Source organism: Pseudomonas sp. NPDC087814 (assembly GCF_044742865.1).
Classification (GTDB): Bacteria; Pseudomonadota; Gammaproteobacteria; order Pseudomonadales; family Pseudomonadaceae; genus Aquipseudomonas.
This window is the reverse complement of sequence record NZ_JBIUVK010000009.1, coordinates 1-18,348: the sequence shown is the minus strand read 5'-3', so window position 1 is coordinate 18,348 and position 18,348 is coordinate 1. Positions and strand designations below refer to the sequence as shown.

Below are 18,348 nucleotides of genomic sequence, written 5' to 3'. Positions count from 1 at the left end.
TAGGAGCAAGCTTGCTCGCGATGGACGTCAACGATAACTCGGGAAGCCTGACACCCAACGGCGCTCTCAGGTTTTTCGCGAGCAAGCTCGCTCCTACAGTAAGCGTCCGTTCAGAACGGCCCCTTCGTCATCACCCGCTCATCAATAAAGCTACGCAACATCGCAATCCGCTGCGTATAGGCTTTGCTCAGGCAACTGACTTGGGCGCCGCACGTATGCCGTTGCTTGAGCCACACAGCCTGATCATCCATCAACGAACCGCGCCCGCCCATGGCCATGAAGTGCCGGTTGAGGTCATAAAGCAGCGCCATGGTCACGTCCTGATCATTGAGGGAGCGCGTGGCACAGATAGTTTTCTCGTCAGCCGCCTTTGCCCGGTCACAGTCAAAACTGGCCGCCAGGCTCACAGGGCTGAGCCACAACACAGAAAACCCGGCGAGCACTGCGAATACCGCCGGTTTAATCAAACGAACTGCCATGAAAATTACCTCCTACAGAGGGCTACGCGCCACACCCTGCCCAAACCGATAAATCGCCAGGCAATACCCAATCAACGCCACCGCTGCCAGCAACCCGCCCGCCGCGCCGATCCAGGCAAAACCAAAGTGGCTGCCCACCCAACTGCCCATCAACGCCCCACCGCCAATACCGATGTTGTAGATCCCGGAAAACATCGCCATCGCCACATCCGTGGCATCCGGCGCCAGCACCAGTACCTTCGATTGCAACGCCAGGCCAAAACCCATGATGGCCATGCCCCAGAACACACTCAGGGTCACCAGGTACGATACCTCGCCACTCAACGGCAACAACAACGCCAGGCACAGCGCCAGTATGGCCACCGCGCTGATCAGGAAACGATGGGGGCTAAAGCGATGCACCAGGCTGAACAACAACGAACCAATAATCCCCGCGCCGCCAAACACCAGCAGGATCAGGGTCACCGTATTGCCACTCATACCGGCAACACCTTCAACAAACGGCTCAACATAGCTGTAGGCCGTGAACTGCGCCGTCACCACCATCGCCGTCAGCACGTACAGCGCCACCAGCGCCGGGCGCTTGAACAACAGCGGCAAGCTGCGCAGCGAACCGGAGTTCTGGCTCGGCAGCAGCGGCAAGGTGCGCGCCAGCCAGAACACCAGCCCGGCGGCAAACGCGCCGATCACCAGGAAGGTGGTGCGCCAGCCCATGGCTTCGCCCAGCAAGCGGCCCAGCGGAATACCCAGAACCATCGCCAGGGAAGTACCGGTAGCCAGCAACCCAAGGGCCTGCACCTGCTTGCCCTCCGGCGCCAAACGCACCGCGAGGGAGGCAGTAATCGACCAGAACAACGCATGGGACAGGGCAATGCCGACCCGGCTGAGCATCAGGATGCCAAAGCTGGTGGCCACGCTGGACAGGATATGGCTGGCGATAAACATGCCGAACAGCACGATCAGCAGCTTGCGCCGCTCGACGTTACGGGTCAGCAGCATCACCGGCAGCGAGGTCAGGGACACGATCCAGGCATAGATGGTCAGCATCAGGCCGACGCTGGCGATGGGCATGTCGAAGCTCGCGCCGATGGCACTCAGCAGGCCGACCGGTACAAATTCGGTGGTATTGAAAACGAAAGCGGCCAACGCGAGAGCGAAGACCGGTTGCCAGTTGGCTTGAGGTGTTGCGGCGGAAATGCTCATTGACAGGTCGTCGTACTCGTTTGCGCGCAGATCAAGCCGGCCCGATGCCGGGCCTTGAGCCGCGCGCAAAAAATAGTAACACGACGATTCAGGGATCGACTTGCCCCATCAGCTCGGGAATCGACTCAGGACGCTTGGCATAGCGCTGGGCCAGCGCCGCGCAGACCATCAACTGGATCTGGTGAAACAGCATCAGCGGCAAAATCAGCACCCCCATGCTCGCCCCGGCAAACAACACCTGGGCCATCGGCACACCGGTGGCCAGGCTTTTCTTCGAGCCGCAGAACAGGATGGTGATCCGGTCTTCCTGGCTGAAGCCAAAAGCCTTGCCCAGCACCGTGGACGCCACCAGTACCAGCGCCAGCAACACACAGCACGCCACCACCAGGCCACCCAGTTCCCACAACGGAATCTGGTGCCAGATGCCCTCGTTGACCGCTTCGCTGAAGGCGCCGTAGACCACCAGCAAAATCGAGCCCTGGTCGACGAACTTCAGCCAGGATTTGTTACGCCCTACCCACTCGCCGATCCAGCGACGGGCGATCTGCCCGGCGATGAACGGTAGCAACAATTGAACACTGATTTTCAGGATCGCATCGACGGTGGAGCCGCCATCGCCATGCACATTCAGCAGCAACGTCACCAGCAATGGTGTCAGGAAGATCCCGAACAGGCTCGACGCCGCCGCGCTGCAAATCGCCGCCGGGATATTGCCCCGGGCCAGCGAGGTAAAGGCAATCGCCGACTGCACGGTGGCGGGCAACGCACACAAATAGAGCATGCCCATGTACAGGTCTTTACCGATCAGCGGCGACAACACCGGCTTGAGCGCCAGGCCCAGCAACGGAAACAGCACGAAGGTCAGGCTGAACACCAGCAGGTGCAGGCGCCAATGACCCGCACCGGCAACAATGGCCTGGCGCGACAGTTTCGCGCCGTGCAGGAAAAACAGCAGCGCGATGGCCAGGTTGGTCACCCAGCCAAAGGCCACGGCGGTCTGGCCGCTGGCGGGCAGCAGGGACGCGAGGATCACCGTGGCCACCAGGGTCAGGGTGAAGTTGTCAGGTAAAAAGCGTGGGCGGGTCATAGGCCAATCTTCCAGGGGTTGCCAAGAGCATCGTCGCGACTCTAACGTAACGGCTTGTTACCGACTAACGCCAATGAGCCAGTAAATGCCGCCAAAAGGACATGACAAAACCGTGCGCCGCAGCGTGCCCGGGCTTTCCAGCCTGCCCAGGCCGGTGTATGGCCGCACCGAATCCCTGCCCAACCGCGCGCTGACCCGCCGCCATAGTCACCCGTGGGTGCAGTTGTCCTACGCAATATCCGGGGTGCTGGAGATCCAGACCAGCGTAGGACGCTTCGTCGCGCCACCCCAGCGGGCCGTGTGGATACCGGCCGGCATGCCACACCGGGTGTTCAGTTCGCCCCATACCGAGATGCGCAGCCTGTACCTCGATTGCAGCGTCACCGCCTGGGCGGCCGACCGCTGCCAGGTGCTGGCGGTGAGCAGCCTGTTGCGCGAGTTGATTCGCAGCTTCAGTGAATTGCCGGTGGAATACGCCGAGGATGGCCCGGATGGACGGCTGGCCCAAGTGGTGCTGGACCAACTGGCCGCCGCGCCCCAGGTCGACCTGATGTTGCCGCTGCCCGCCGACAGCCGCTTACGGCAGATTTACCGCAGCCTGAACCTGCACCCGGAGCAGCAAACCACCCTGGGGCAGTGGAGCCAGAAACTGGCGGTCAGCGAGAAAACCCTCAGCCGGCTGTTCCTGAGCGACACCGGCCTGACCTTCCGCGCATGGCGCCAGCGCCTGCGATTGTTGAGCGCCCTGCCCGCCCTGGAACAAGGCGAACGCGTGACCGATGTGGCGCTGGCCTGCGGCTACGAATCCACCTCGGCCTTCATCAACGCCTTCCGCCAGCAGTTCGACGCCACACCCGGTGAGTTCTTCCGCTGACCATCAGACAAAGAAGCTCCAGAGCGAAAACTGGGTTTCCTATGGGAACTGGTTCCCCTGTGGAAACTCGGTCCTCTGTGGGAGCTGTCGAGCTTTAGCGAGGCTGCGATGGCGGCCTGACTGTCGACATCTCTATTGCCTGACAGGGCCTCATCGCAGCCTCGCTAAAGCTCGACAGCTCCCACAGGGAACCCAGTTGAACAGCTAAACCTCGCTCACTCCCCCGCCTTGGCCAACACCGCCTGCAACAACACATCCGCCCCCGCCGTCGACCACTGCGGATGAATCTCCTCCGCCTCGTTATGGCTCAGCCCCTCCACACACGGCACAAAAATCATCGCCGTCGGCGCCACCCGGTTCAGGTAGCAGGCATCATGCCCGGCCCCGGAAATCATGTCGCGATGGCTATACCCCAACGCTTGCGCCGATGCCCGCACCACCTCCACACACTCAGGGTCGAAGGCAATCGGCGCGTACTGGAAAATCTGCTTCACGCTGTGCAGCAAACCAATCCCCTCGGCAATCCGCGCCACCGCCGCGTGCAGCTGCTGATCCTGATACCCCAGCACCGCTTCATCCGGATGCCGAAACTCCACACTGAAAAACACCCGCCCCGGCACCACGTTGCGTGAATTGGGGAGGATATTCGCCATGCCCACCGTCGCCCGCCCTTCGGCGCCCTGCTCCAGGCCAATCTGATTGACTGCCTCCACCATCCGGGCAAATCCGAGCAATGCATCCAGCCGGTGATCCATCGGCGTCGTCCCGGCATGGGCGCTGCGCCCGCTCAGTTCCACTTCATACCAGCGCTGGCCCTGGGCGCCGGTGACCACACCGATGGTCAGGCCCTGTGCCTCAAGAATCGGCCCCTGTTCGATATGCAACTCAAACGCCGCATGCACCGCCTGGCCACCCACCGGATGCGCACCGGCATAGCCAATCTGCTGCAACGCCTGGCCGATGGTGATCCCGGCCTTGTCTTCCCGGGACAGGCCGTACTCCAGGTCAAACACCCCGGCATACACCCCCGAGGAAATCATCGCCGGCGCAAACCGCGAGCCTTCTTCGTTGGTCCAGTTCACCACTTCGATTGGCCGCTCGGTTTCAATACCCAGGTCATTCAAGGTGCGCACCACCTCCAGCCCGGCCAGCACGCCGTAGATACCGTCGTACTTGCCGCCCGCCGGCTGGGAATCGCCATGGGAACCGGTCAGCACCGGGGCCAGGTGATCCTGGCGCCCGGCGCGACGGGCAAAGATATTGCCCATGGCATCCACCCGAATGCTGCACCCGGCCGCCTCGCACCATTGCACAAACAGGTCGCGACCGCGGCGGTCCTCATCCGTGAGGGCCAGGCGCGAGACCCCGCCCTTTTCGGTGCCGCCGATCTGCGCCATTTCCATCAGCGAGCCCCACAGGCGCTCGCCATTGACCCGCGCCAAGTCGTTCATGAACGCGGCTCCTGGGGTTTGGCCCGGTAGCGGAAGTCACAGTGATGGGCACCGCCCATGATGGTCTGGGTGCGGGTCAGCTTGATGTCCGGGTTGTAGCCGACGATAAACAGTTCGTCGCGGTTGCAGGACAGCAGGTGACCGATCTCGCCCAGGCCCATCTCGTGATACATCTCGGCATAGCGGCAGCGCTTCACGTCATAGTCGTAGTGCTCGGCGTCGCTGGCGATGATCTCGACCTTCAGCGCATCGTCCTTTTCCCAGAGCACTTGCAGCTCGACAAAGCTCTTGAGGTCGGCGCCCTGCTCTTCCAGCTCGGCAAAGTGCTTGCCGGCCTGGATCGCTGCATTGCCCACCGCCTCGCCGATCACCGCCGCCGCAAAGTCCTTGCCCTGCTCGCGCACCAGGATCTCGTAGATCGGCTTGATGATTTCGGCTTCGATCCGCCGCCGGGCCAGGATGCCCAGTTCACCTTCCAGCTTGCTCATTGTGTGCCTCCGTAAACCTGTAGGAGCGAGCTTGCTCGCGAAGATATTCCAGGCGCATCGCTGCGTTGACTGTACATTTTTCGCGAGCAAGCTCGCTCCTACAGGGGTGGGTTGTTACTTGCCGCCCGCCACACTGACTGGCTGCCACTGATTACTTTTGACCTCATACACGGTGAACGACGGCTTCTTCAAATTGCCCTCGGCATCAAACGCAATGGTCCCGGTCACGCCCTGATAGCTGATGGCGCGCAGCACCGGCAGGTACTTTTGCGGGTCCACCGAGTCGGCCTTCTCGATCGCCGCCACCAACACCCCGACACCGTCATAGGCAAACGGCGCGTGCAGTTCGATCGGCGCCTTGTAGCGATCCTTGTAAGCCTGCTCGAACGCCTTGCCACCCGGCATCTGCGCCACCGCCAGGCCCGGCTCCAGGGCAATCACGCCCTCGCCTTCGTTCTGCGCCAGTTGCAGGAAGGTCTGGCTGACAAACCCACCGGCCCCCATCAGCGGTGCCTTGATGCCCAGTTGCTTGATACGCCTGGCCAAAGGCGCGGCCTGGGAATCGACGCCACCAAAGAAAATCAGGTCCGGGTTCTGGCTGCGGATATTGGTCAGCACTGCGCTGAAATCGATGGTCTTGTCGTCGACGTATTCACGGGATACCACCTTGGCGCCACCGGCCTCGATGGATTTGACGAACTGGTCCGCCAGGCCCTGGCCGAATGCGGTGCGGTCGTCGATCACCGCAATGCGCCGGGCCTTGAGGGTGTTCAAAGCATAGTCGCCGGCCACCTGGCCGCCATCGTCGTCATGGCCCATGATCCGGAAGCTGGTGTCGAAGCCCTGCTGGGTATACGCGTGCCCGGTAGCAACCGGGGCGACTTGCGCGATACCTGCATCGTGATAAACCCGCGCCGCCGGAATGCTGGTGCCGGTGTTCCAGTGGCCAACCACGCCCACCACGCCTTCGTCCACCAGGCGCTGGGCCACGGTGACGGCGGTGCGCGGGTCGGACTGGTCGTCCTCGGACAGCAGCTTGAAGGTCACCGCCTCACCGTTGATTTTCGGGTGCTTGCCGTTGGCCGCGTCGATGGCCAGTTGCGCGCCGTTTTCCAGGTCCTTGCCGATCCGCGCCGACGGGCCGGTCAACGGCCCGGCCAGGCCGATCAATACGGTCTGGTCGGCCTGGGCCATGGCACTCGCCAGGCTGCTCAAGGCCAGGCCGATCACTAGGGTGTGCTTGAAAGTCTTCATCAGTGGTTCCTGTTTCTTTACGGGCTGGTCGGAACACGCCGGGCGTCCGGTAGCGTCAGGGTTGATTCATTCACCGAGGTAGGCACTGCGCACCTCGGGGTGGTCGAGCAATTCATGGGACGGGCCAGTGAGGCTGATGCGCCCGGTGTCCATCACATAGGCACGGTCGGTGACCTGCAGCGCGAGCCGGGCGTTCTGCTCTACCAGCAGCAGGGTCATGCCCTGGCGGCACACGTCGTCGATCACCTGGAAGATCTTCTCCACCATGATCGGCGCCAGGCCCATGGACGGTTCGTCCAGCACCAGCAAGCGCGGCTTGGAGAGCAGCGCCCGGGCCAGCGCGAGCATCTGTTGCTCGCCACCGGAGAGCAGGCCGGCGGACTGCTGCAGGCGCTCCTCCAGACGCGGGAAGTGCTCGAACAACTGGCGGATCTCGCGGTTCACCTGCTCGGTGTCACGACGCAGGAAGGCCCCGGCCTGGAGGTTTTCCAGGACGCTCATGCGCGCAAAGATCCCGCGCCCTTCCGGTACCATCGCAATGCCCTGGCGCAGCAATTGGTCCGGCGCCTGGCCGAGGATCGAACGCCCGGCGAAGTGAATCTGCCCCGCCGCTGCCGGCAGCAATCCGGTCAGGGCCTTGAGGCTGGAGGTCTTGCCGGCACCGTTGGCGCCGATCAACGTCACTCGCTCGCCTTCGCCGATGTGTAAATCCAGGGACTTGACCGCTTCGATGGCGCCGTAGTGCACCTGCAAGCCGTCGACTTTCAATAAAGGTTCAGACATGGGCGCTGGCTCCCAGATAGGCCTGGATCACGGCCGGGTCGCGGCGCACTTCGGCGGGCGCGCCCACGGCGATCACCTGGCCGTAATCGAGCACGCTGATGCGGTCGCACACCCCCATCACCAGCTTCACGTCATGCTCGATCAGCAGCAGCGTGTGGCCGTCGTCGCGGATCTTTTCCAGCAGGCCGCGCAGTTGTACTTTCTCGGCAGCGTTCATCCCGGCGGCCGGCTCGTCGAGGGCCAGCAAACGTGGTTCAGTGGCCAGGGCCCGGGCGATTTCCAGGCGGCGTTGATGGCCGTAGGACAGGCCGTCGGCGCGGTAATTGGCGAACCCCGCCAGCCCGACATACGCCAACAGGCGATGGGCATGGGCGCGGGTTTGCGCTTCTTCTTCCCGGGCTCGACGATGGCGACTCAAGGCGGCCCACACGCCATTGCGGGTGCGCACATGGCGGCCGACCATGACGTTTTCCAGCGCGCTCATGGTGTTGAACAGGCGGATATTCTGGAAGGTCCGGGCGATGCCGGCCTGGGCCACCTGGTGCACGCTGGCCGGTTTGTAGTCCTCGCCGTCGAGCTGGAAGCGCCCGGAATCCGGGGTATACAGGCCGGTTATCACGTTGAAGAAGGTGGTTTTACCGGCGCCATTGGGGCCGATCAAGCCATAGATCTCCCCAGGCTGGATGCTCAGGCTCACGTCGGTGAGCGCCGCCACGCCGCCGAAGCGCTTGTTCACCTGGTCAATCTGCAACAGCGGCTGATTCATCGCGCCACTCCTTTTGGCCACAGGCCTGCCGGTCGATAGAGCATCGCCAGGATCAGCGCGAGCCCGTAGAACAACTGACGAATGATTTCCGGGTCCACCAGCACCTGGCCGAACAGCGCCTGCTGCAACGGGCCCATGCTCGCGCGCAAGGCTTCGGGCAACGCCGCCAGCAATACGCAGCCGAGAATCACCCCGGGGATATGGCCCATGCCGCCGAGCACCACCATCGCCAGCACCGCGATGGACTCATTGAGAGTGAAGGACTCCGGCGAGACAAAGCCCTGGAACGAGGCAAACAACGCCCCGCTCACGCCGCCAAACCCGGCACCGATGGCGAACGCCAACAGCTTCAAGCGCAGGGTGTTGACGCCCATGGCCTGGGCCGCTTCCTCATCTTCACGAATCGCCACCCAGGCCCGCCCGATGCGCGAACGCTCCAGGCGAATGCAGGCAAACAGGATCAGCACCACCAGCGCGGCGAACAGGTAGTAGTACAGATAGACCGAAGGCAGGCGCAGGCCGAACAGCTCCTGGGTGCGCCCGAGGTTGATCCCCAGCAGGTTGACCGGGTCGACCTGGGAAATACCTTTGGGCCCGTTGGTGATGTTCACCGGGCGATCCAGGTTGCGCAGCAATATGCGGATGATTTCACCAAAGCCCAGGGTCACGATGGCCAGGTAATCGCCGCGCAGGCGCAAGGTCGGTGCGCCCAACAACACGCCAAAGCCCGCTGCCAGCAACGCGGCCAAGGGCAGGATCAACCAGATCGAGGTGTGCATGCCCGCCGGCAGCAGCGCCATCAGCGCCGGGAATTGCTGCAACAGATGCGGCGAGGACAGCAATGCGGCGAGGTACGCGCCCACTGCGTAGAACGCGATAAAACCCATGTCCAGCAGCCCGGCGTAACCCACGACGATGTTCAGGCCCAGGGCCAGCATGATGTACAGCAACGCGAAATCGAGGGTGCGCACCCAAGTGTTGCCACCGGCATGCCCGACAATCCACGGCGCCAGCACCAGCGCCACGGCGAACAATACAAGGCCAAAGCTGGCGCGCTGGCGGGAGGTATTCAGGACACTCATGCGCGGGTCGCCAGTCGTTCGCCCAACAGCCCCGAAGGACGAAACACCAGCACCGCGATCAACACGATAAAGGCAAACACATCCTGGTAATTGCTGCCGAACACACCCTGGGTGGCAGCGCCCAGGTAGCCGGTACCCAGAGCTTCGATCAACCCCAGCAGCAGGCCGCCAAGCATCGCGCCCTTGAGGTTGCCGATGCCGCCCAATACGGCTGCGGTGAACGCCTTGATGCCCGGCAGGAAACCCATGTAGAAATGCGCGCTGCCGTAGTTGCTCGCCATCATGATCCCGGCCAATGCCGCCAGGGCGCCGCCAATGGCAAAGGTCAGCACGATGATGCGATTCGGGTTGATGCCCATCAGGCTCGCCACCTGCGGGTTCTCGGCCACGGCGCGCATGGCCCGACCAAAGCGTGTGCGTTCCACCAGCACCAGCAGCGCGACCATTACCGACAGTGCGACGGCAATGGTGGTCAGGGCGGTAGCGTTGGTGATCGCCGGATGCGCCGAAGCTCCGGCGAGCACTTCAATCGGTTCCAGCGGCAGCAGTTGCGGGAACATCTGCGGGTTACGCGTCCACACCAACATGGCGATGGTTTGCAGCAACAACGACACCCCGATGCCGCTGATCAATGGCGCCAGGCGCGGCGCATTGCGCAGGCGCCGGTAAGCGACCCGCTCAATCAGCACCGCGAGTACCGCGCAGAACGCCATGGCAATCACAGTGGCTGCCAGCAGCACCAGCACCGGCGGCATCGCCGGCCATGTCACCTGCAACAGGCGAATCACCGAGAGGCCCACCAAAGCGCCAATCATCAACACATCGCCGTGGGCAAAATTGATGATCCGCAAAATGCCGTAGACCATGGTGTAACCCAAGGCCACTAGCGCGTAGAGACTCCCCGTCATCAAACCATTGAGCAGTTGCTGGATAAACGCATCCATGGAAACCATCGACCTCACTACTGACGAGGGCGGCACACTAAGCATCTATTCTGTTTTTATCAAATATCAGAAATTCATATGGTTATGCCAAACGCAAAAAGCGCTATAAACGCCATAAATGCGGCATTTATGGCTCTTTATTTGCCATCTCACTTAGTATTTAATTCAATACATGAATAATTTAGAACAGTTAGCCAATGACCCGCCGTTGCGTGCCGTGCGCACCTTCGAAGCGTTTGCCCGCCATGGCGGAGTGAATTCCGCTGCCCGCGAGCTGGACGTGTCGCCCTCCGCCGTCAGCCATCAACTGCACCTGCTGGAAAGCTTTCTGCAGCAAGCGCTGACCTTGCGCCAGGGCCGCAACCTGGTGCTCACCGAAGAAGGCCGCGAGTACTACCGCGCAATTCGCTCGGCCTTCGCCGTACTGCGCAGCGCCACCGAACATGTGCGGGAAAAAAGCGCCACACGCCAGGTCACCATCAGCCTGATCCCGCTGTTCGGCATCAACCTGTTCATCCCGCGCCTGGCACAGTTCCTCAAGGACCACCCGGCGCTGGACATCAACGTCACCTACGCCAACCACCGCAGCTACCCCAGCGACGCTGCCGATTTATCGATCCGCTTCGGCACCGGGCACTGGCCGGGGTACCACAGCGAGCCGCTGATTTCCGGGGCGGTGACGCCGTATTGCAGCCGCGCATTCCTGGAGCAACACGGGCCGATCGACACACCTGAGGCGCTGAGTGAATTACCGCTGTTGCACGACGAAGAGCGCGGCACCTGGAGCCAATGGTTCCAGGCCGCCGACGTGCATCACGGGACCGCGTTGAATGGTTTGCTGCTGGAGGATGGTCAGTTGGCGCTGACGGCCACGCTGACCGGATTGGGCTGCTCACTGCTGCGCGCGCCACTGGTTGCGCCGCATGTGGCAAATGGGGAGTTGGTGAAGCTGTTTGATCTACAGGTCGATGATGGCCGCCAGTACTACCTGTGCCGGCGGGCCAACAGCGAGTTGTCGAGCGAGGGGAATCACTTGTACGACTGGATCAAGAACAACCTTGCGGGAACCTGAAAACACCGCAGATCCAATGTGGGGGCGGGCTTGCTCGCGAATGCGGCGGTTCAGCCAGCACATGTCTCGACTGACCCACCGCATTCGCGAGCAAGCCCGCTCCCACATTTTTGTGTGCGTTTCAATTCAGAATGGAGTCAGCTGCCGTTCCCGCCATGCGCCTCTTCAAAGAAGTAATCCTTCCAGCTCCCCGCCTTGTTCTTCAACACGCCCAACTCCTGCAATTTCTCGGCATAGATATAGGTACGCTGCGGCACGATGGTGAAGTCGATTTCCGGGTCCTGGACAATCTTCTCCACCAGCGCCAGCGGTAGCTTCGACTGCTCTACACGAATGTAAGCCTGGGCGGCTGCCGGCTTGTCGGCCTTGATGATTTTCTCGGCCTCGGCCAACGCGTCATAGAACGCCTTGTAGGTCTTGGGGTTCTCGTCGTGGAATTTCTCGGTGGTGTACAGCACGTTGAACGTCGCCGGGCCGCCGAGAATGTCGTAGGAACTCAGCACCTTGTGCACCTTGGGATTCAACAACTCCTGGTACTGGAACGGCGGGCTGGAAAAATGCGCGTTGATCTCCGAACCGCCAGCAATCAGCGCCGCAGTGGCGTCCGGATGCGCCAGGCTGATGGAGATATCGTCGAACTTCTTGTAGTTGTCGTTCCCGAACTGCTTGGCGGTTTCAATCTGCAAGGTACGCGACTGGAAACCCACGCCCGCTGCCGGTACGGCGATGCGGTCTTTTTCGCTGAAGTCCTTGAGGGTCTTCACATCCGGGTTATTGGTCAGCAGGTAGTTGGGCATCGAGCCCAGCGAGGCGATGGCCTTGACGTTCTGCTTGCCCTTGGTGCGGTCCCACAGCGTCAGCATCGGCGGCACACCCGCCGACACCACGTCCAGCGCGCCGGCCAGCAGCGACTCGTTCATCGCGGTGGCGCCGGAGATACTGTTCCACTCCACCTTGATGTCCAGGCCCTGCTCCTTGCCGTGTTTCTCGATCAGGTTCTGGTCACGAACCACGTCGAGGATCAAGTAGCCGATGCCGAATTGCTGGGCGATGCTGATCTTGCCTTCGGCGTGTGCACCAAGGCTGAGGAGCGCACTGGCTGCTGCCAGGAGCGTCAGGGTGGGTCGTTTTATTATCATGAGAACGCTGCCGCGAGGTTGAGAAGGGTTGCGAGCGTAGCGGCCCGCGTACAGTGCGAAAAAGAATATCGCGATCTATGGATATACGAAAAACACTGCCCGCCGGCGCTGCTATATTGCGCGCCTGTGCCTGATGTCATCCCCGGAGCCACTCTGCATGCTGCGCACCAACCTCAACGAGATGCTGATCTTCATGGCGGTGGTCGATGGCGCCAGCTTCGTCGCCGGTGGCCAGGCGATGGGCCTGACGCGCTCGGCGGCCGGCAAAGCCGTGGCGCGCCTGGAGGACAGCCTTGGTGTGCGCCTGTTGAACCGCACCACCCGCACCTTGAGCCTCACCGACGAAGGCCGCGCGCTGTATGACCAGGGTCTGGAGATCCTCGCCGCAGTGGACAACGCCCAAAGCCGCATCGGCCAGCCCACCGGGGTACCGCGCGGTTTATTGCGGCTTACGCTGCCCGATGCGTTCGGGCGCAAGGTGTTGCTGCCGTTGTTGAAGAAATACCTGCACGCCTGGCCCGAGGTGCAGGTGGAAGTCAGCTTCAGCGACCGCACCGCCGATATCGTCGAGGACGGCTTCGACCTGGCCATCCGCATCGGCAGCGCCAACACCGACCGCCAACTGGTTTCCCGGGTGGTCGCCCGTTATCAGGCGCTGCTGTGCGCCGCACCGGACTATCTCGCCGAGCACGGCATGCCCCGGGACATGGACGCCCTCGCCCACCACGACTGCCTGTATTTCAGCAGCCGCACGCGCAAGCAAAGCTGGCGCTTTCGCGAATCGGATGGCACCTGGGTCAAGGCGTACGGGCGCAGCCGCCTGCGCCTGGACAGCGGCGAAGCACTGCGCGACGCTGCCGTGTCCGGGCTGGGCATCGCCTTGCTGCCGGACTTCGTGGTGGCCGAGGACCTGGCTGCCGGGCGCCTAGTGCCCGTGTTGCCCAACCTGGACGCGGGAGACGTGGAGATTCTGGCGATGTACCCGAGCAAACGCTTCCTGGAGCCTCGGGTACGGCGCTTTATCGACCTGATGGTGGATGAGCTGGCGGGCTGATCAGTCGGCGTGGGCAATCACCTTGATCTCGACGACCTGTGCATCGGACGCCAGGTAATTCACGCCGACCAGGGTCGCGGCCGGGCGATGCTCACCGATGTATTCTTTCCACACATTGACCACCGCTTCAAAATCGCGCTTGGCATGCACCAGGAAGAAATCCACCGCGGCAATGTTCGAGCGGCCAACGCCGAAGCCGGCCAGTACATGGTCGAGGTTCTCCAGTGTCTGGCGGGTCTGGGCGGCGGCATCACCGTCAACAAACTCACCTTCCAGGGTGTGAGAAAACTGCCCGGCAATATAGATCGTGCCATTGACGCGGTAGCCCTGGCTGACGCTGTTGCCCTCTTCCCATGAAACGCCGTGGTTGTAGATCGTGGGTTTGCTGCTCATGTCGGTTTCCTTGGGCGATGATTTAAGGAAACTGTAACAAGGGCATTGGCGAATGGACGTCCCCACTGAGGCGACCAAAAACTACCCGCCCACGCCCTTCGGCTGGTATCGTGCCGCCCTTGAAAAAACCGCTGCGAGGAAATCGACCTTGAACACTGACGAAAAAATGACCGGGGACCTGTTCGAGGTGGATAAGCGCCTGTCACTCAAGCCCGTGGTGGACTTCAACAACTACCTGCGCAGTGCCTTCGGCGATGGCCCCTGCACCTGCATCCGCTGCGTCGCCAGCGAGGGCAGCGAGGCCGGTTACGAGTTTCAGCACACCTTCGATTTCGACGGTAAAAAAACCCACCGCCGCTTCGCCTCCACCGCCGGCAGCGACGTGCTGTTGATACTGAAGAAAGCCTGGTTGTCTTACACCAAGGCCGAGCTGCCGTTGAGCGGCGCGCTGGCGCTGGACACGGTGAAGGAATTTGTCGAGCCGCAGTTGCACAAGCGCGTGGCGCCGCTGTTCCTGGCCAGTGGGTTGGTCAAGGATGTGGAAGGTGAGTTGCGGATGCAGCCGCAGGCCGCGGGCTGATCATCGACGGCTACCGCTAGATGTGCTGCCAGTTCTTGTAGACAAATTCCAGGCTGTAGCCGTCGGGATCCAGCACGTTGGCCGCGTAGTAGTTCGGGTCATAGTGCAATCGTGCCCCAGGGGCTCCATTGTCGACGGCGCCCGCGTTCATCGCCGCCAGGTAAGCCGCATCGACCTCGACCCGGCTGCCGGCGACGAACCCCACATGCACCGCCCTCCCCTCGACCGCGCCCTCGCGCAACCAGAAGAAGATCCGCCCGTTCGCGCCGAACCCCTTGAGGTCCGGGTGGCCCGGCGGGCCGTCCTTGCCGTCGTAGTCGTGGCGCGTGGTGATGCCCAGCGGTGTCAGTGCAGCACGGTAGAAATCAATCGAGCGTTGTATGTCGCTGACCGACAAAAACAGATGATCCAGCATAGTTCAGCCTCGCTTTTCAGATGAGGTAACCGCCAGCGACCTCGATCGTCTGGGCATTGATCCAGCGGCCTTCGTCAGACAGCAACATGGCGATCACACGCGCCACGTCCTCTGGCTCCCCAACCCGACCAAGGGCGGTTTGTGCAGCCAGCAGCGCTTCGAACTCATCATTGAGCCCGCCGCCCAGTTCGGTGCGGATGGCTCCCGGAGAGACGGCATTCGCACGGATCTGCCGCTCGCCAAACTCCTTGGCCATGTAACGGGTCAGTACATCCAGCGCGCCCTTGAAGGCTGCGTAAGGTGCTACGCCAGCGGTGGCGACACGGGTTGTGGCACTGGTGAGGTTGACGATGCAGGCGTGGGCTTGCAGCAGCGGCAACAGAGTTTGAGTCAGGAAAAACGGCCCTTTGAGGTGCACATTCAGCAGGCCGTCGAACTGGGCCTCGGTGACCGATTCCAGGGGATTGAACAGTCCATAACCGGCGTTATTCACCAGGCCATTCAACCCACTCACACCCCAGGTGGCCGATAACGCCTGCTTTACCGCCTCGCCAAAACCTTGGAAGGAACTGATGTCGGCCACGTCCAATGGCAGCGCGACCGCCTTGCCGCCCGACGATACGATTCGCTGCACAACCGCCTGGGCGGCCTCTGGATGATTGTTGTAGGTCAGGATCACGCCCATGCCTTGCCGGGCACACAGTTCTGCGGTACTGGCACCAATGCCACGGCTGCCGCCGGTAATGAGGATAACGCCCATGTGTGGCTCCACTGCTTGCTCAAATGAGTCACCACAGTAGGCTTGCGCGCCTGCGCCGACGCAGCCGTTCCTGCTCGAAACCTGCCTGTTTCTGCTTTTTGCTTGCACAGGGCACACCTGGGCGCTCAGCATGCCCGGCATGAACACACAACTGATCGAACTGCGTACCCTGGCCGCCAAGGCTGAAAACCGCCGCACTGAAACCGGCATCCCGCGGGTGGCCATGGTCCAGGGCGCGATTCCCGAGCACATGCTGGCCGCGGTGTACGACCCGATGATCAACCTGATCCTGCAGGGCAGCAAATCCATGACGGTGGGTGATCGCACGCTACGATACGACCCGGCGACCTATTTCGTGATGTCCATCGAACTGCCCGCCGTGGGCACCGTGCACCCGGCGGCGACCGGCGAACCCTACCTGGCGGTCAGCCTGACCCTCGACCCGACGGTACTCGCGACGCTGCTGAGCGACTTGCCCAAACCTGCCGGGCGCTACGACCACGATGCGGGTTTTTCCGTGGCCGCCGTCACCCCCGAACTGATGGACGCCTGGCTGCGCATGCTGCGGCTGATGGGCAACCCTGAGGCGATCACAGCCCTCGCACCGGTATACGAGCGCGAGATCCTCTACCGCGTATTGCAAGGCCCCCACGGCTGGATGCTGCGTGAAATCGCCGCGCCGGACACCGCCATGGCCCGGGTGAGCCAGGCCATCCAGTGGATCCGCCGAGACTTCGCCGAACCGATCCGGGTCGAAGCCCTGGCACAGAAAGCCGCAATGAGCGTGTCGGCCTTTCACCGCCACTTCAAGGCCGTCACCAACCTGAGCCCGTTGCAGTACCAGAAGCGCGTGCGCCTGCTACAGGCGCGCACGCTGATGGTGGGCGGCGCCAGGAACGTCACCAGCGCCGCCTTCGAAGTCGGCTATGAAAGCGCCACCCAGTTCAGCCGCGATTACGCCCGGGTGTTCGGCCTGCCGCCGGCTCGCGATGCCGCGCGAATCCTCGGAGAAAACCGGAGCCCGAAGGTACGCTGACCACAACGTGCTAGCCTGCCATCGCACGCCCCACGACAAGGAGTTGCCGATGGCCGAGCCAAGCAAAAAGATGAGCCTGATGGGCCTGACCACCCTGGTGGCGATCAACATGATGGGCTCGGGCATCATCATGCTGCCCGCCAGCATGGCGCAATTGGGTGCGATTTCGCTGCTGTCGTGGCTGATCACCGCCGTGGGCTCGATGGCGATCGCGTACTGTTTTGCCCAGTGCGGCCTCTTCTGCACCCGCACCGGCGGCATGTCGGCCTACACCGAAGAGGCCCACGGCAAGTCCGGGTTCTTCCTCTGTTCGTTCCTGTATTTCCTGTCGCTGATCATCGCCAATGTGGCGATTGCGATTTCGGCGGTGGGCTACCTGTCGTCCTTCATCCCGTGGCTGGGCAGCGGCCCCATCCCCTTGTTCATCGGCACCCTCGGGCTGATCTGGCTGACCACCGTGGCCAACTTCGGCGGGCCGCGCCTGACCGGGCGGATCGGCGTGATCACGGTGTGGGGCGTGATCATTCCCGTGGCGGGCTTGAGCGTGATCGGCTGGTTCTATTTCAAGACGGAGGTGTTCAGCGATGCCTGGAACCCCAACCAACTGCAACTGTGGGATGCGATTGGCGCGAGTATCCCGCTGACCCTCTGGGCGTTCCTCGGCATGGAGTCCGCGGCCCAGGGCTATGACGCGGTGGAAGACCCCAAGCGCACCGTGCCGCTGGCCTGCCTGCTGGGCACCCTCGGCGCGGCGCTGGTGTATGTGCTGTCCACCAGCGTGATCCAGGGCATCGTGCCTAACGCCGAACTGGCCGAGTCTTCCGCGCCGTTTGCCCTGGTGTATGCGCAGATCTTCACGCCGCTGGTGGGCGATATCATCATGGCCCTGGCGGTAGTGGCGTGCATCGGCTCGCTGCTGGGCTGGCAATTCACCCTGGCGCAAACGGCCAAGATGTCGGCGGACCAGCGTCTGTTTCCGCGCTTCTTCAGCCGGGTCAGCCGCGCCCACGCGCCGGTGTTGGGGCTGATTGCCTGCGCGGCGTTGCAGAGCTTGATTGCCTTGTCGACCATCTCGCCCACAGCCAGTGCGCAGTTCGGCAAGTTGGTGAACCTGGCGGTGGTGACCAATTTGATTCCTTACGTCACTGCGCTGACTGGGCTGCTGGTGATGATGCACAAAGCGCGGGTGGCGGCGGTGGTGTATGCGCGCAATACCACGGTGTTGCTGATTGCCGTGGGGTATTCGCTGTATGCGATTTATGCGTGTGGTGAGGAGGCGGTGTTTGGTGCGACGCTGGTGTTGGCGTTTGGGTATCTGTTGTATGGGTTTTTGGCGCGGCGGTTTATCACGGCCGGTGGTGGGTGAATATCCGTTATTTTGGTGATGGCGGAGATTGGTTCCGCTCTTACAGCGGCTCACTTTTGAAAAGCGCAAAAGTAAGCAAAACGCTCTTGCCCCACCACTCGGCTCCTCGCTTAGGCTCGGAG

At 62.3% G+C, this 18,348-nt stretch carries 20 protein-coding genes and 1 pseudogene; 7 read left to right on the top strand and 14 right to left on the bottom strand.

Annotation, left to right across the window (positions count from 1 at the left end):
* Positions 1 to 20: 20 nt before the first annotated feature.
* Positions 21 to 101, top strand: a pseudogene (locus ACIOMR_RS09935) (outer membrane lipoprotein carrier protein LolA); the annotation flags it as partial.
* A 9-nt stretch (positions 102 to 110) separates the two neighbouring features.
* Here ACIOMR_RS09935 and ACIOMR_RS09930 read toward each other — a convergent pair.
* From ACIOMR_RS09930 to ACIOMR_RS09920, 3 genes are all read right to left on the bottom strand, one after another.
* Entirely contained in the window at positions 111 to 479 is a 369-nt protein-coding gene (locus ACIOMR_RS09930; RefSeq protein ID WP_177055112.1) for a lysozyme inhibitor LprI family protein, read from the bottom strand.
* A gap of 12 nt (positions 480 to 491) precedes the next feature.
* On the bottom strand, positions 492 to 1,682 hold the full coding sequence (locus tag ACIOMR_RS09925) for a sugar transporter (protein ID WP_177050112.1): 1,191 nt from the start codon (positions 1,680 to 1,682) through the stop codon (positions 492 to 494).
* Between the two features lie 88 nt (positions 1,683 to 1,770).
* Positions 1,771 to 2,769 carry a bile acid:sodium symporter family protein gene (locus tag ACIOMR_RS09920; protein ID WP_087694198.1) on the bottom strand — a complete coding sequence of 333 codons (999 nt, stop codon included), beginning with the start codon at positions 2,767 to 2,769 and terminating at the stop codon, positions 1,771 to 1,773.
* An 85-nt stretch (positions 2,770 to 2,854) separates the two neighbouring features.
* Between ACIOMR_RS09920 and ACIOMR_RS09915 the strand changes: the two genes are divergently transcribed.
* The gene (locus ACIOMR_RS09915; RefSeq protein WP_003207977.1) at positions 2,855 to 3,643 is read left to right on the top strand and encodes a helix-turn-helix domain-containing protein; all 789 of its coding nucleotides are present in this window, start codon (positions 2,855 to 2,857) and stop codon (positions 3,641 to 3,643) included.
* Between the two features lie 215 nt (positions 3,644 to 3,858).
* Here ACIOMR_RS09915 and ACIOMR_RS09910 read toward each other — a convergent pair whose 3' ends face one another.
* The 7 genes from ACIOMR_RS09910 to ACIOMR_RS09880 all read right to left on the bottom strand — a co-directional run bounded on the left by ACIOMR_RS09910 (position 3,859) and on the right by ACIOMR_RS09880 (position 10,411).
* Positions 3,859 to 5,094 (bottom strand): Zn-dependent hydrolase, encoded by a 1,236-nt coding sequence (locus ACIOMR_RS09910; RefSeq protein ID WP_401193768.1) that lies wholly within the window; start codon positions 5,092 to 5,094, stop codon positions 3,859 to 3,861.
* Positions 5,091 to 5,582 (bottom strand): L-2-amino-thiazoline-4-carboxylic acid hydrolase, encoded by a 492-nt coding sequence (locus tag ACIOMR_RS09905; protein WP_010173377.1) that lies wholly within the window; start codon positions 5,580 to 5,582, stop codon positions 5,091 to 5,093. Before ACIOMR_RS09905 ends, ACIOMR_RS09910 begins: the two co-directional genes overlap by 4 nt.
* A gap of 114 nt (positions 5,583 to 5,696) precedes the next feature.
* Positions 5,697 to 6,836: a branched-chain amino acid ABC transporter substrate-binding protein gene (locus ACIOMR_RS09900; protein ID WP_003207971.1), complete on the bottom strand. Its 1,140-nt coding sequence runs from the start codon at positions 6,834 to 6,836 to the stop codon at positions 5,697 to 5,699.
* Positions 6,837 to 6,902: 66 nt separating this feature from the next.
* On the bottom strand, positions 6,903 to 7,619 hold the full coding sequence (locus ACIOMR_RS09895; protein WP_401193764.1) for an ABC transporter ATP-binding protein: 717 nt from the start codon (positions 7,617 to 7,619) through the stop codon (positions 6,903 to 6,905).
* Entirely contained in the window at positions 7,612 to 8,385 is a 774-nt protein-coding gene (locus tag ACIOMR_RS09890) for an ABC transporter ATP-binding protein (protein ID WP_401193761.1), read from the bottom strand. The genes ACIOMR_RS09895 and ACIOMR_RS09890 overlap by 8 nt, the downstream gene beginning before the upstream one ends.
* Positions 8,382 to 9,467 (bottom strand): ABC transporter permease subunit, encoded by a 1,086-nt coding sequence (locus tag ACIOMR_RS09885; RefSeq protein WP_087694203.1) that lies wholly within the window; start codon positions 9,465 to 9,467, stop codon positions 8,382 to 8,384. The genes ACIOMR_RS09890 and ACIOMR_RS09885 overlap by 4 nt, the downstream gene beginning before the upstream one ends.
* The gene (locus ACIOMR_RS09880; RefSeq protein WP_003207963.1) at positions 9,464 to 10,411 is read right to left on the bottom strand and encodes a branched-chain amino acid ABC transporter permease; all 948 of its coding nucleotides are present in this window, start codon (positions 10,409 to 10,411) and stop codon (positions 9,464 to 9,466) included. Before ACIOMR_RS09880 ends, ACIOMR_RS09885 begins: the two co-directional genes overlap by 4 nt.
* A 172-nt stretch (positions 10,412 to 10,583) precedes the next feature.
* Here ACIOMR_RS09880 and ACIOMR_RS09875 point away from each other — a divergent pair, with 172 nt between their 5' ends.
* A complete protein-coding gene (locus ACIOMR_RS09875; RefSeq protein ID WP_177123481.1) occupies positions 10,584 to 11,483 on the top strand; it encodes a LysR substrate-binding domain-containing protein in 900 nt (299 codons plus the stop codon).
* A 137-nt stretch (positions 11,484 to 11,620) separates the two neighbouring features.
* Here the strand turns inward: ACIOMR_RS09875 and ACIOMR_RS09870 are convergent, their stop codons facing one another.
* Complete coding sequence (locus tag ACIOMR_RS09870; RefSeq protein ID WP_003207959.1) at positions 11,621 to 12,622, bottom strand: ABC transporter substrate-binding protein; 1,002 nt, start codon at positions 12,620 to 12,622, stop codon at positions 11,621 to 11,623.
* Between the two features lie 157 nt (positions 12,623 to 12,779).
* Between ACIOMR_RS09870 and ACIOMR_RS09865 the strand changes: the two genes are divergently transcribed.
* Complete coding sequence (locus tag ACIOMR_RS09865; RefSeq protein WP_401193755.1) at positions 12,780 to 13,676, top strand: LysR family transcriptional regulator; 897 nt, start codon at positions 12,780 to 12,782, stop codon at positions 13,674 to 13,676.
* Here ACIOMR_RS09865 and ACIOMR_RS09860 read toward each other — a convergent pair whose 3' ends face one another.
* Positions 13,677 to 14,069, bottom strand: coding sequence for a RidA family protein (locus ACIOMR_RS09860; protein ID WP_177080239.1), 393 nt, complete (start codon positions 14,067 to 14,069; stop codon positions 13,677 to 13,679).
* Positions 14,070 to 14,217: 148 nt separating this feature from the next.
* On the opposite strand from ACIOMR_RS09860, the gene ACIOMR_RS09855 reads away from it, so the two are divergent.
* Positions 14,218 to 14,649, top strand: coding sequence for a hypothetical protein (locus ACIOMR_RS09855; protein WP_134326870.1), 432 nt, complete (start codon positions 14,218 to 14,220; stop codon positions 14,647 to 14,649).
* A gap of 16 nt (positions 14,650 to 14,665) precedes the next feature.
* On the opposite strand, the gene ACIOMR_RS09850 is transcribed toward ACIOMR_RS09855, so the two are convergent.
* Both ACIOMR_RS09850 and ACIOMR_RS09845 read right to left on the bottom strand, forming a co-directional pair.
* Positions 14,666 to 15,064, bottom strand: coding sequence for a VOC family protein (locus ACIOMR_RS09850; protein ID WP_301050657.1), 399 nt, complete (start codon positions 15,062 to 15,064; stop codon positions 14,666 to 14,668).
* 16 nt (positions 15,065 to 15,080) lie between these two features.
* Positions 15,081 to 15,824 (bottom strand): SDR family NAD(P)-dependent oxidoreductase, encoded by a 744-nt coding sequence (locus tag ACIOMR_RS09845; protein WP_401193750.1) that lies wholly within the window; start codon positions 15,822 to 15,824, stop codon positions 15,081 to 15,083.
* Positions 15,825 to 15,963: 139 nt separating this feature from the next.
* On the opposite strand from ACIOMR_RS09845, the gene ACIOMR_RS09840 reads away from it, so the two are divergent.
* Together ACIOMR_RS09840 and potE are read left to right on the top strand one after the other, a co-directional pair.
* Positions 15,964 to 16,860, top strand: coding sequence for an AraC family transcriptional regulator N-terminal domain-containing protein (locus ACIOMR_RS09840; RefSeq protein WP_401193747.1), 897 nt, complete (start codon positions 15,964 to 15,966; stop codon positions 16,858 to 16,860).
* A 49-nt stretch (positions 16,861 to 16,909) separates the two neighbouring features.
* Positions 16,910 to 18,226, top strand: a complete 1,317-nt coding sequence (gene potE / locus ACIOMR_RS09835) for a putrescine-ornithine antiporter (protein ID WP_177008275.1) — start codon at positions 16,910 to 16,912, stop codon at positions 18,224 to 18,226.
* The last annotated feature ends 122 nt before the right edge of the window (positions 18,227 to 18,348 follow it).